The sequence below is a fragment of the Flavobacterium sp. S87F.05.LMB.W.Kidney.N genome (assembly GCF_004366435.1).
Classification (GTDB): Bacteria; Bacteroidota; Bacteroidia; order Flavobacteriales; family Flavobacteriaceae; genus Flavobacterium.
Window position 1 is genome coordinate 84,826 of the sequence record NZ_SODX01000002.1, and the last position, 13,674, is coordinate 98,499.

Below are 13,674 nucleotides of genomic sequence, written 5' to 3' on the forward strand. Positions count from 1 at the left end.
ATGAATACTCAAAGTCCTGTAATAACGGTTTTAATGCCAGTGTATAATGGCGAAAAATATATTAAAGAGGCTATTATAAGTATTTTAAATCAATCGTTTAGAAATTTTGAGTTTATAATTATAAATGACGGAAGTACTGATGAGACAGAAAATATAATTTCTTCATTTAAAGATAACCGAATTCGTTATGTGAAAAATCAAAAAAATCTGAAACTTATCAAAACTTTGAACTATGGGATTGAATTGGCTAAAGGCAAGTATATTGCCAGAATGGATGCAGATGATATCGCAATGCAAGACCGACTTGAAAAACAATTAGATCAATTTCTTCTTGAAGATAAGATTGATATGGTTAATAGTCAATGTCTTTTGTTAAATGAAGATGGAAATAAAAGTAGAAAAAACAGAACAAATATTAGCCTTAATTATGAAGCGCTAAAGTATGTTTCTATTTTTCAAACTATGATTGTGCACCCTGCCGTTATGATAAAGACTTCTGTGATAAAACGTTTTAAATATAGTGATCAGCCTAATGCTGTACATCTTGAGGACTTTGAATTATGGAATAGATTATTTGAAAATAATATCGTTTGTTATACAATTCCAGAACCCTTATTGTATTATCGTCTTAATTCAGAAAGTATTACTAATACAAACAGCAAACAGCAACAAGAAAGAATTAGAAAAATGACTATTTCTATTCTGAATAATTATGGTGCAGAGATAGATAATGAAGCATTAGATTTAATTCAGGGGCAGTGTGAGAAATGTAATTTTAAGATGCTTAAGAAGACTGATCTATATTTATGTAATTTCTTTTTAAAGATTAAAAAGCATGATTTGATATCCGTAGAGGGCTATAGTGATTTGTTGCTTTGGAAAGATTTCAAAATATCATATGTTTCAATAAAATCATTTAAAAGGAGCAGTATTTACAATAAAATTGGAATTCTCTTTTTTTTAGCCACAAAAACTCCTTCAATAATAAATATAAAATTAATTAAGAAAATTTTTTAAAGTTTTATAATATTAAGAAAGTATAATTTTTATAACTCAAAACATATTAAATTTTAAAAATAAGCTAGGTTCTTTGAATTTGTAATATAGTAATGATAACTAAATCTAATGTTTTACCGTTTTTTTTTGCTACTAAAATAATACTCGATTTTTTTAGTCCGTTTCGCGAACTTAATAGTGTTTTACAGTTATGCATTATAATCCCTGTTGTAATGGATAGAAATTTTTTGAGTTTTATTATTAAGCGCAAATTGAATTTTGTTTTGTTTTATTTTTTGGTTTATATTTTTATATCAGGAAATGCACAATCTTTCAAGATTTTTGTTGCTATTATTCTTTTTTGCGTTTTTTTGTTTATAGGATATAAGTCGAATTTGCATACAATTTCTAAAAAAGCTAAATTAATATGGAGAGTTGGTTTTATATGTTTTTTAATGAGTTTCACAATTTCAGTATTGACTGGAAGATATTCAAGAAGAGAATTTTATAATTTTGAACATGTAAATCTTTTAGGGACTTACCTTGTCTTTATTTCTATTTTCTATTTAATTCATTACAAAGAGAAAAATAAAAAAGGGGGTAATATAGAAAGTTCACCTTTCAGTTTAATTATAGGCTCGTATTTAACACTTTCAACAGGTGCATTTGTTACACAGCTCACTGCATTTATTCCTTCAAAATATTACAGATTAAAAAATATTAGATACTTATCTATTCTTTTAATAATTACGGGCATCAGTTCATATTATATTACAAATTCATTTTCTCCAGATTTACATCAAAAAATATTTGGTTCACTTAATTATTTTGGAAGAGAGATATCTTTAAGAGAGTTTTATCAGGAATCTATTCATCAAAATCTAGAGCTAAATGATTCCGAAAACAGTGGTTCATTTACGTGGAGAATTTTTTCTTATACTTTTTATTTGTACAACATTTTTCACCAAAATATTTTAAATTTTTTGTTTGGTTCGGGTGCTGAGTCTTTTTTTCAATTTGCAACTTTTGCCCCACATAATGATTTTATTGCAATTTTCCTTGATTTTGGTCTAGTCGGTTTATTGTGTTTCCTCTTTTTCTTGTTTAAGATGTTTAAAACTGCGATTAATAGTGATTTTGATATTCTAACATCGTTTGTTGTTTTTTTACTGCTTCGTTTGGCGTTTGAAAATGTAATTTATTCATCCTATGTATTCTCGTTGATTAGTGCTATCGGAGGGTTGTTGTACGGTACATTACTTGAAAATAATAATGCAAAAAAAATATGAAAATACTTTTTGTTACAAATATGTTTCCTACCAAAAGTCATATTTATTATGGTATTCATGTGCGGGAACAAATGGAAGGTTTAATGAAAAAAAATGATATTACAGGACTTTTATATTTTATAAATGCATTAGAAAATGGAAAAATAGAATACATAAAAGCATTATTTAAAATAAGGAAGACTATATCTAAATTTAAACCTGAAATAATTCATATACACTATGGTTTAGCGGGTTTGTTTTTACTGCTTTTTAGACCTAAATGCAAGATATTTGTTACGCTGCATGGAGGAGATATTCTTCCTAGACAAGGAAAATTTCTGCAACTGTTTTTTACACGGCGAATATTAAAAAAAGTTGATAAGGCATTTATTTTAAATGAAGAAATGGCTGAGATACTTTCAGAATTAAAAATTCCTTTTGAAATTCTTCCTTGTGGTGTTGATATAGATTATTTTAAGCAAAATGAAGATCTTATCATCGCAAAAAAAATAAATAAAGTTTTAGTTTTTCCAGGAGACTCTGCCAGACCCGTTAAAAATTTTTCGCTTTTTAAAGAAGTTTTCGAAGAAATTAAAAAAATAGCTCCATCATATAATGTGGATATGAAAATTGTTCATAATCTAGAACGGATCGAAGTGGTAAACACGTTGTGTTCCAGTGATTGTTTGGTTATGACATCCTTTAGTGAAGGATCCCCTCAAATCATAAAAGAAGCATTATCATGCAACTTACCAGTGGTCTCAGTAAATGTTGGTGATGTTTCTAATGTTATTGAAGGTTTACCGGGCTGTTTTGTAACCAAAACGTATGCTCCAAGAGAACTTGCAGAAGCTGTTATAAAGTCTTTAGGATCTGACGTTTCTGATTTAAGAAAAAAGTTTATAAAGAAAGGTATCTATGATAATAATTCAATCTTTAATAGGTTGTACCAAGCATATAAAGAGTAATAATGTATAATAAAATTACGATAGCGATTTATTATATGTTCATTTTTAAATTGCCTAATTCTAGGTATTTAAAAGTGAGTAATAAAATAAGAGTATGGTACTTAAAAAATATTCTTAAAATAATCGATTCTTGTGAAGAATGCATTTTTGAAGAGAGAGTTTATATTTCAACCGGAAAAGATAAAATTTCAATTGGTCATCATACACATATTAACGAAGGAGTATTTATACAAGCAGCAAAAATTGGAAACTTTGTTTTAATCGCGCCAAATGTATCTATATTATCAAATGCTCATGTTCATGAAAGGTTTGATATACCAATTATGCTTCAGGGAATGACATCAAATGAACCTGTAACGATTGAGGATGATGTATGGATTGGTAGAAATGTTATTATAATGCCCGGTTGTATTATAGGTACAGGTTCTATTGTGGGTGCCGGAGCAATAGTAACTAAAAACATTCCTCCTTTTTCAATCGCAGTTGGTGTTCCTGCAGAAGTAATTAAAAACCGAAAATAAACCAGTTTTTTTTCCTATTAATTTAAGCAAACTCACTTTACTTTTTCTTTAAGATGGTTTTATGCTTCATTTTTTTTTGGATTTATTTATAAAAATAGAAAACTAAGATCATAAAGCAATATTGATTAAGAGAATACTCATTTTAAGAAAGACTTTGTACCATGATTCCAAAAATAAAGATATTAAATATAAACATTCAATCTCTGTCAAAAGCAGAACTATTAAAAAAACTTAACAAAGGGGTGTTAGTTACTCCAAATTTAGACCATATGGTAAAATTGCAAAAGGATAAAAGTTTTTACAATGCTTATCAAAAAAGTGATTGGGTCATTTGCGATAGCAAAATACTATTGCTAGTATCGAGGTTTTTAGGGAGACCAATTAAAGAAGCTATTCCGGGGTCTTCATTTTTTAGTTCATATTGTACTTTTCATAAAAACAATCCTGACGTAAAAATATTTCTATTAGGTGCCGCTTCAGGCGTTGCTGATCAAGCTATGCTAAACATTAACAAAAAAGTTGGCAGAGAGATTATTTTAGGGTGTCATTCTCCAACATTTGGTTTTGAAAAAAATGATTTGGAATGTCAGGGAATTATCAAAATGATTAATGATTCAAATTGTAATGTTTTGGTTGTTGGAGTTGGAGCTCCAAAACAAGAGAAATGGATCATTAAGTACAAGGATGAAATGCCCAGTATTGATTTATTTATGGCTTTAGGTGCCACTATAGATTTTGAAGCAGGAAATATAAAAAGAGCTCCAATCTTTTTTCAAAAATTTTATTTGGAATGGCTTTATAGATTCTCTAAAGAACCTAAAAGATTATGGAAAAGATATTTTATAGAAGACCCTGTTTTTTTTTATCATTTGTTGAAGCAAAAATTGGGATTTTATAGTAATCCTTTTTAATAAAATTAATATACATATTTATTTAAAGTCAATTGCTTAATTGTGTTATTTCTATTTTGCATTCAATAGTGATATATAAAAAAATAATTAGTTATGAAAATTTTACAAAAACTATCTAACTATAGTTTTTCAAGATATTTCCAAATACTGTTCATATTGTGGGATGTGATATTGCTTAATACCGCAGTAATTATTTCAGGATTAATAAAATTTGAAAGTCTGGATAGGCTTTTTTTAAAGGAAGTACAAACAATATCGTTATTAGAAAATTTAATTTGGCTTGGGCTTTTATTATATAAAGATTCCTATAGAATTATCAGAGTCGAAACGATTGAATCTATATTATCAAGAACAATAAAAAAAGTTATTGTTCATGGATCAATTGTTGCCATTTTTGTTGTCTTTTTAGATTACTCCGATATTTCGAGATTTCAACTGCTTTATTTTTATATTTTTTTCTTTTCATTTTTAATGCTTTCCAGAATTTTTTCGATGAAAGTTTTAAAATATATCAGAATGAAAGGCTATAATTTCAGAAACGTTATCATTGTAGGAGCCAATGAAACTGGAAATCGCATTCGCAAAATACTGGCTAAAAATTTAACTTACGGTTATAGGTTTCTGGGTTTTTTTGATGAAAAGGAAAATATTTCTGGTTCAATTTCTAAAAACATTATCGGAGGATTTGAAGATGTTCAAAACTTTATTAGTAAGCATCAGGTTGATGAAATGTACATCACACTTCATATTAATGATATTGACATAATTAATAAATTAATTCAAATATGCGAACAGCATATGGTACGAATTAAATTTATTCCAGACTTTCAATTGTACACTAAATCTAGTCGAGTTGAAATCTCTTTTTATGAAAACACACCTGTTTTAATGTCAAGAAGAGAACCTTTGGAAAATTCATTAAATCGAATCATAAAAAAGATTTTTGATATGTGTTTTTCCTTTCTAGTAATAGCTCTGTTATTTCCTTGGCTGTTTCCTATTTTGATGTTAATTATAAAAATCGAATCTCCAGGACCAGTTTTTTTTAAACAAGAAAGATCAGGAAGAGATAATAAACCATTTTCATGTTTAAAGTTTAGAAGCATGCGTGTAAATGAAGGTTCCCATAAAAAACAAGCCGAGAAAGGGGACAAACGTGTTACAAGATTTGGTGCTTTTATGAGAAAGACAAGTATTGATGAATTGCCACAATTTTTTAATGTTCTATTTGGTAATATGTCAGTTGTCGGGCCAAGACCACACATGTTATATCACACCCAAGCGTATAAGGAATTAATTAACAATTATTTGGTTCGTCACTATACAAAACCTGGAATTACAGGATGGGCACAGGTAAATGGTTATCGTGGTGAAACAAAAGAACTGGTCGAAATGGAAAACAGAGTAGAGTTTGATATTTGGTACATAGAAAATTGGAGCTTGCTCTTAGATATAAAAATCATCATAAAAACAGTTCTCAATGTATTTCATGGAGAAAAAAATGCGTACTGATTTAGTACTTCTATAGATTCAAAATATAATCCTAGCAGAATAATTTAGACTATTCCTGTCCTATAATTTTTTTAAAATCAAGTTTAATGAAATCTAAAATTAATTTTTTGATGAGAAACATCAGTTTCTTGTCAATCATACTTATTCTTTTTTCCTGTGCTTCAAAAAAAGATCTAATATATTATCAAAATATTGATTCATTGGAAACAAAGCAAAATGAAAACTCATATGAAGTTAAAATTCAGCCAGACGATTTACTTATGATTATCGTCTCTGCTGATGATCCTGAAGCAGCTTTACCTTTTAATTTAAAAACGTACAGTATTTCTAATAATAACAAACTTGATGTGACCCGAGGCCAAGAAACAGTTCAGACTTATTTGGTGGATTCTAAAGGCAATATTGAATTTCCAATCGTCGGAAGTATTAAAATAGGAGGACTTACACGTACAGAAGCCCTTCAATTATTGCAAAATAAGATTGGTAATTATATTAAGAAACCAATTATAAATCTTCGTATAACAAATTTTAAGGTTTCGCTGCAGGGTGAAGTTAATTTGCCGGGAACTTATAATGTAGCTTCCGAAAGAATTACATTAATAGAAGCTTTAAGCATGGCAAAAGATTTAACAATTTATGGTAAAAGGAATAATATTCTTGTTATTAGAGAAAGAAATGGTGTAAAGACATACAATAGAGTCGATATAACAAAAGCTGACTTTATGAATTCGCCTCTTTATTATTTGGCTCAAAACGATATTGTTTATGTTGAACCAAATAGAACAAAAGTCAATTCATCTGCAGTTGGCCCCAATACTTCTGTAATTATATCCGCTGTTTCTATTTTAGTTTCCCTAGCAGTTTTAATTTTTAAATAAAAACAAATGCAAAAAAGAGATTATTACAACGATTTTATCGATGATGAAATTGAAGATGACAACTTTAGAGAACAGTTGGACAAATACTTAGTTCATTGGCATTGGTTTTTATTTAGCATTATTATTGGTTTAGTTGGAGCTTTTACATATTTATGTTATGCAACAAGAACATATGAAGCGCACACAACCGTATTGGTTAAAGATGAGAAAAAAGGAGGCATACTTTCAGAATTATCAGCCTTTTCAGATATCGGCCTTGGTGGAAGCATGAAAAGTAATGTAGATAATGAAATTGAAATTTTAAAATCAAGAAGCCTAATAGAAAAGACAATTAAAAAATTAAATCTTAATATTTCATTATTTGCTGAAAGAAATATAGTAGACCAAGATATCTATCAAGATGCGCCAATACGAGTCAATTTTATAAATAGAACAGAATTATTTGATGACACTAAAATTATACTAAAATGTAATTTGTTAAGTTCTGGAACTTTTTCATTGAAGAATGAAATAGAAAATGAAGCAAATGTCAATTTTATTTTAGCATCTAAAAAAGAGTTTAAATACGGAGAAAAAATACCAACAAAGATTGGTACTTTAATTATTGATAAAGCACAATTGTCTGACAACAACAAAACTGATAAATTTGAATCTATTTCCATTCAAATCAAACCGTTCGATGAGGTTGCAGAAGATTTTAAAAAAAGACTCAAAATTGATCCTATAAGTAAAACAAGTAGTATTGTAGAGGTTTCAATTACAGATCCGGTGGCAAATAGGGCAGAAGCATTTTTAGATAATTTGATTCAGATTTATAATGAAGATGCTGCTGAGGATAAAAATCTAATATCTGAAAACACCTCTCAGTTTATTTCAAACAGACTTTCTTTGATAACAAAAGAACTTGATGGTGTAGAACAAAACGTAGAAGGATTTAAAAAAACGAATAGATTAACAGATATAAATTCTGAAGCTAAGCTATTTATCGAAGGATCAAATGAATATGATAAAAAGGGAGTAGAAACTGAAATTCAACTAAATGTTATTTCTTCATTGTTAGGTTTTATGAAAAACAGTACTAATTCAGACTTACTTCCTTCGAATATTATTACTGATAAAGGAGATGCAGGAGGTTTAATTAGCGCCTACAATCAACTGGTATTAGACAGAAACAGGATTTTAAAATCGGCAACAACTGACAACCCGTCTGTAATTAAATTAGACCAGCAAATTAATTCTTTGAAATCAAGTGTTACGGCTAGTTTAAATCGAATCCAGTCCAATCTCGAGATTCAAAATAAAAACATCAGAAATCAAGAAGGAATTTTAAACAATAAAATTGCTAAAATTCCAGTTCAGGAACGTCAATTAAGAGGGATAGCAAGGCAGCAGAAAGTAAAGGAAGAATTATATTTATACTTACTTCAAAAAAGAGAGGAAACAGCAATTTCACTTGCTGCAACAGAGCCTAATGCAAGAGTAATTGATAGCGCAAAAGCGGAACAGACACCAGTTAACCCGAAGAAAAAAATTATCTATTTAGCGGTAGTCTTATTAGGGTTGCTAGTTCCATTTGTGATTATTTATGCGAATGACTTATTAGATACCAAAATCAAAAACAGCAATGATTTGGAAGGAAAAACACAAATTCCATTTATTGGCGAAATACCTTCTTGCAATGATATTTCTGAATTAATTAAATCCAATAGCAGAAGCAGCTCTGCAGAAGCTCTTCGGATTGTCAGAACCAATCTTGGATTTATGTTGAACAAGGTAGAAGAAGGTAAGGCTAAAACGATATTTGTAACTTCAACCTTTGCTTCTGAGGGAAAAACATTTGTTTCAACGAATTTAGCAGCAAGTTTTGCATTACTGGAAAAAAGAGTTTTACTTATGGGAATGGATATTAGAAGTCCACGTCTCAATGAATATATGGATCTTCCTGCCGAAGGGGTAACAAATTATTTATCATCAAATGATCATAATGTTGACCAATATATTGTAAAACATACTGGGTATGAAAATTTTTATATATTGCCGGCAGGTGTAGTTCCTCCAAATCCAGCTGAATTATTAATGGATAATAAAAAAGTAGATCAATTATTCGAAAAACTAAAAAAAGAATACGATTATATTATTGTTGACACTGCTCCATCCAGTCTTGTAACAGACACTTTACTGGTTGCGAAAAACGCTGATACTTTTGTGTATATTATGCGAGCCAGATTTTTAGAAAAAAGAATGATATCAATTGCAAACGGATTTTTTAGAGACAAAAAACTTCCAAATATGTGTATTGTTCTTAATGATACAAATCCGCAACAAAAATACGGTTATGGATATGTTGAAAAAAGTTCGAAAGCAGGATGGTTCAAGAAACTTATCGGCTAAATTTATAAAAGGAAAAAAACGGCTCAAATATATTGAGCCGTTTTTTTTTATGACCAAGCCATTATATAATATGTCCTTAATCTAAAGTTTCACAAGAATTGATTTAAAAATAGTATATAAGAATAATTAAAATACTATTTTCGTCATCCAGACTAAAAAACAAATCTTATCTAGAGAAATAAGCCGAAGATGAATTTTTTGCAAAACTTATCACGTTATCGTTTTTCGCGTTACTCCAAATTCTTATTTGTGTGCTGGGATCTTTTATTGTTAAATTTTGCTATATATCTATCTGCTATGGCGAGATTTGGGGATTTAGACAAGCTTTTTTTAAAAGACGAAAAAACGATTTCATTATTGGCGAACCTAATCTGGATAGCTTTACTAATGCAAAAAGACTCTCATAGAATTATTAGGATAGAATATATCGAATCAATTTTAAGAAGAACAATTAAAAAGATTTTTATGCATGTTGCGTTAATAGTCTTTTTTGTGGTTCTTTTAAAATATACAGACATCTCCAGACTCAGGCTATTGTACTTTTACCTGTTTTTCTTTGCTTTGCTCGTGATCTCTCGTTATGTGTTAATGAAGATCTTAAAATATATTAGAGCTAAGGGATATAATTTTAAAAAAATCATCATTGTAGGGGCTAATGAAACTGGGGAAAAGATGCGCAAGATATTAGCTAAAAATTTAACCTATGGCTACAAATTTTTAGGTTTTTTTGATCAAAAAAATGAAATTGAAAATCATTCTATTCCTATTACAGGGGGATTCGATGATGTAGAAGAGTTTATTATTAGAGAAAAAGTAGAAGAAGTTTATGTGGCTCTGCATATAGACAATATTGAAATAATAAATAAGCTGACAAAAATATGTGAGCAAAATTTGGTAAGGATCAAATTTATTCCAGATTTCCAGTTGTACACAAAATCCAGTAAGGTTGAGGTAGCTTTTTACGAAAACACACCTGTTTTAATGCTGCGTCCTGAACCTTTAGAATTAACACTTAACAGACTCCTAAAAAAAATATTTGACCTCTGTTTCTCGATACTCGTTATAATTTTAATCTTTCCCTGGCTATTCCCAATACTAATGTTAATTATCAAATTAGAATCACCAGGCCCAATATTTTTCAGACAAGATCGTTCTGGTCGTGACAATAAATCATTTTCATGTTTTAAATTTAGAAGCATGTACGTAAATGATTTGGCACACGATAAACAGGCAGGAAAAGGAGATTCACGTATAACAAAATTTGGGGCCTTTATGCGTAAAACAAGCATTGATGAGCTGCCTCAATTTTTCAATGTTCTTTTAGGAAATATGTCTGTTGTTGGACCAAGGCCTCATATGGTCAATCTAGCTAAAGAATATGGGGAACTAATAGATAACTACTCTGTCCGCCATTATGCAAAACCTGGAATTACAGGTTGGGCCCAAGTAAATGGCTATCGAGGAGAAACAAAAAAGCTCTCTGATATGGAAAATAGAGTGGAATGCGATATTTGGTATATAGAAAACTGGAGTTTGTTATTAGATATTAAAATTATAATTAGAACAATTATGAATATTGTTCAAGGCGAAGAAAATGCTTATTGATAGCTCTAAAGTATTAAATCTTAAAAAAAGAATTATTTGCAATTACTTCTTTCAAAATAGAAACACTACTAACATTCACTTTTTGTTCAAAAGATCTGATATGCTTATTATGATGTACATCAGTTCCTGCAAAATCATACATTCCTTTTTTTAGAAGCTGTTCGGCTGTCTTGCTAATCTCACTTCCATAATACCCAACAACAGAAAGTAAGTTTAACTGAAATTTACACCCCGCCTTTTTTAATTTATCATATTCATTGAAGTTTTTATGATAAAACAAATATCTCTCAGGATGAGCCAGAACAGGGATATATCCTGCGACCTGTAAATCAAAAAGTATCTTATAAAGCTGTACAGGAGCATTAATGTATGACATTTCTACCAGTACGTAATTATCTTTTAAAGTTAAAAGCTTTTCAGTTCTAAAGTGCCTTTCAAACCAATCGTCCATAAAATATTCAGCAGCAGCCTTAAAAGGTGTATTAATCTTATTTTCTTCTAATGCATTTTGGGTTTCCTGCAGCTTTGCTTGTATAATTTCTGAAGAATTATTCCAAACATAATGACTGATATGCGGGGTTGTGATAATTTGGCTAATCCCTAATTCTTGAAAGGACTTAGTAAGCTCAACAGATTTCACAAGAGATTTTGCCCCATCATCAATTCCTGGTAAAAGGTGAGAATGAATGTCAACAAAACTGCCGTCAAGCAAGTCTTTTAATGCAGGTTTCGATTTAAAGAATGTGAACATGGGGTAAAGCTATGTAACTCAATTTATAAGTGACAAAATTAACATAGAAATTGTAATAAGACATTTTAGAATTATACTATATTTGATTTTTAGTAAAAAAGTAAAAAATTATGAAAATAAAAACGAATTTGTTTAATCAGAGAATTATTTCTATAGATGCTTTGCGTGGAATTACAATTTTTGTAATGATTTTTGTAAATGAACTGGCAAGTATTCAAAATGTTCCTCAATGGATGAAACACATGCCTGCAGATGCAGATGCAATGACTTTTGTAGATTTAGTTTTTCCTGCTTTTTTATTTATTGTCGGAATGTCAATTCCGTTTGCTTTTAATGCCAGACTAATAAAAGGAGATACTGCAAAAACAATTTGGACTCATACTTTCAAACGAGCTTTAGCACTTATAATTATTGGTGTTTTTATGGTGAATGCCGAATATGGTTATGACGCTTCTAAAATGATAATTGCTCCAGCTTTTTGGGGTCTTTTAGCGTATGCAATGCCAATTCCGATTTGGAATAAATATCCAAAAGATTTTCCTGTTTGGCTGAAAAATGTACTTCAATACGGTGGAATTTTGGTTTTAATTGCACTTTACTTTCTGTACATTCAAGACACTGGAGAAAGAGGAATGACTCCAAAGTGGTGGGGAATTTTAGGACTTATAGGCTGGGCATATCTTTTTACAGTAGTTTATTATTGGCTAGTATCTGGAAATCTTTGGGCAATGATCGGATTTTTAGTTTTTTGCGTGGTTATGAATTCTTTAAATCTTATCGAAAATTCATTTGTTCAAAAAATTTCTTGGCTTAGTTTCATCGCTGGACATCTAACACATGCTGCTTTAGCCTCTGCAGGAATAATTATTTCGTTATTGTTTTTTGATCGAAAAATCGAAAACAAAATCAATTGGCCGGTTATTGGTTTTATAGTTTTGTTCTTTGCCACTGGATTTGCTCTCCGACCTTATTTCGGGATCTCAAAAATACAAGGAACTCCTTCATGGACAATGCTGTCAGCAGGAATTTGCACAATCTTATTTTACTTTCTATATTGGTTAATGGAAGTTAAGAAGCAGACAAAATGGAGTGACTTTTTTATGCCAGCCGCTGCAAATCCGTTATTGATTTATATTTTGCCGGGCGTTATTTATTATTTCTGTAAAGCATTCAATATTCATATTATTCCGGGATATTTTAGAGAGGGAGTTCCTGGGATTATTTGGTCTTTGGTATTTTCTACGATTATGCTTTTCGTGATGAAAATCTTGAACAAATACAAAATTCAGCTGCATCTTTAGTTAGTATTCAGTCTCAGTCTCAGTTTCCAGTCTCAGTATTCAGTGTTAAAAACTGAAAACTGTCACTGTGACTGAAAACTAAAAAAAGACCGATTTTATCCGTAATACATCTCCAGAAACTGGACTATAATTTACGAAGTTGAATTTGCATAAATTGTGAATATCTAAAACTTTTCCATCAGGAAGTTCGTCTTGTTTGAAATTTAACCACGGAATTTTTATCGTTCTAAAGTGGTTTGGAGATGCAGGCAGACTAACTCTTGGGTGAGAACCACCGTGCACACAGCCAGTTCCTTCAGGATTTCCTTCTCTGGCTTGTAATTTTATAATCTGAGTAGATTGATACGTAATTTCAACATACTTTGATTCGCTGGAAAGATTTGTAGAAATTCCGTCATTTGTTTCAGATGCTGTGATCATTACATTCAGTTCTATTTCGCCTTTTGGATTATCTTTCGCAGTAACCGAAACGATTCCTTTTTCTAAACGGATGGAATTTATAGTTTTTTCGTTTTCTTTAACAGGACCGGCGATAAACCATTTATTCAACTTTACAAGATCTTGCTTTTGTT

General features: G+C 30.1%; 12 protein-coding genes. 10 read left to right on the forward strand and 2 right to left on the reverse strand.

What is annotated here, in order from left to right; all coding sequences use genetic code 11:
* The 9 genes from EDB96_RS06220 to EDB96_RS06260 all read left to right on the forward strand — a co-directional run bounded on the left by EDB96_RS06220 (position 1) and on the right by EDB96_RS06260 (position 11,050).
* Positions 1-1,017 carry a glycosyltransferase family 2 protein gene (locus tag EDB96_RS06220; protein WP_134139750.1) on the forward strand — a complete coding sequence of 339 codons (1,017 nt, stop codon included), beginning with the start codon at positions 1-3 and terminating at the stop codon, positions 1,015-1,017.
* A 434-nt stretch (positions 1,018-1,451) separates the two neighbouring features.
* Complete coding sequence (locus EDB96_RS06225) at positions 1,452-2,285, forward strand: hypothetical protein (RefSeq protein ID WP_134139751.1); 834 nt, start codon at positions 1,452-1,454, stop codon at positions 2,283-2,285.
* Positions 2,282-3,232 (forward strand): glycosyltransferase family 4 protein, encoded by a 951-nt coding sequence (locus EDB96_RS06230; protein WP_057116890.1) that lies wholly within the window; start codon positions 2,282-2,284, stop codon positions 3,230-3,232. The genes EDB96_RS06225 and EDB96_RS06230 overlap by 4 nt, the downstream gene beginning before the upstream one ends.
* A gap of 2 nt (positions 3,233-3,234) precedes the next feature.
* Positions 3,235-3,753 carry an acyltransferase gene (locus tag EDB96_RS21245; RefSeq protein ID WP_057116889.1) on the forward strand — a complete coding sequence of 173 codons (519 nt, stop codon included), beginning with the start codon at positions 3,235-3,237 and terminating at the stop codon, positions 3,751-3,753.
* 161 nt (positions 3,754-3,914) lie between these two features.
* A complete protein-coding gene (locus EDB96_RS06240) occupies positions 3,915-4,664 on the forward strand; it encodes a WecB/TagA/CpsF family glycosyltransferase (RefSeq protein ID WP_057116888.1) in 750 nt (249 codons plus the stop codon).
* 93 nt (positions 4,665-4,757) lie between these two features.
* Entirely contained in the window at positions 4,758-6,176 is a 1,419-nt protein-coding gene (locus tag EDB96_RS06245) for an undecaprenyl-phosphate glucose phosphotransferase (protein WP_134139753.1), read from the forward strand.
* An 86-nt stretch (positions 6,177-6,262) separates the two neighbouring features.
* On the forward strand, positions 6,263-7,054 hold the full coding sequence (locus tag EDB96_RS06250) for a polysaccharide biosynthesis/export family protein (RefSeq protein WP_134139755.1): 792 nt from the start codon (positions 6,263-6,265) through the stop codon (positions 7,052-7,054).
* 6 nt (positions 7,055-7,060) lie between these two features.
* Positions 7,061-9,445: a GumC family protein gene (locus EDB96_RS06255; RefSeq protein WP_134139757.1), complete on the forward strand. Its 2,385-nt coding sequence runs from the start codon at positions 7,061-7,063 to the stop codon at positions 9,443-9,445.
* 189 nt (positions 9,446-9,634) lie between these two features.
* Positions 9,635-11,050, forward strand: coding sequence for an undecaprenyl-phosphate glucose phosphotransferase (locus tag EDB96_RS06260; protein WP_057116884.1), 1,416 nt, complete (start codon positions 9,635-9,637; stop codon positions 11,048-11,050).
* Positions 11,051-11,063: 13 nt separating this feature from the next.
* Here EDB96_RS06260 and EDB96_RS06265 read toward each other — a convergent pair whose 3' ends face one another.
* On the reverse strand, positions 11,064-11,801 hold the full coding sequence (locus tag EDB96_RS06265; protein ID WP_134139759.1) for a tyrosine-protein phosphatase: 738 nt from the start codon (positions 11,799-11,801) through the stop codon (positions 11,064-11,066).
* 110 nt (positions 11,802-11,911) lie between these two features.
* Between EDB96_RS06265 and EDB96_RS06270 the strand changes: the two genes are divergently transcribed.
* The gene (locus EDB96_RS06270) at positions 11,912-13,102 is read left to right on the forward strand and encodes a DUF5009 domain-containing protein (protein ID WP_134139760.1); all 1,191 of its coding nucleotides are present in this window, start codon (positions 11,912-11,914) and stop codon (positions 13,100-13,102) included.
* 78 nt (positions 13,103-13,180) lie between these two features.
* On the opposite strand, the gene EDB96_RS06275 is transcribed toward EDB96_RS06270, so the two are convergent.
* Positions 13,181-13,651, reverse strand: a complete 471-nt coding sequence (locus EDB96_RS06275) for a hypothetical protein (RefSeq protein ID WP_243839312.1) — start codon at positions 13,649-13,651, stop codon at positions 13,181-13,183.
* Positions 13,652-13,674 lie beyond the last annotated feature (23 nt).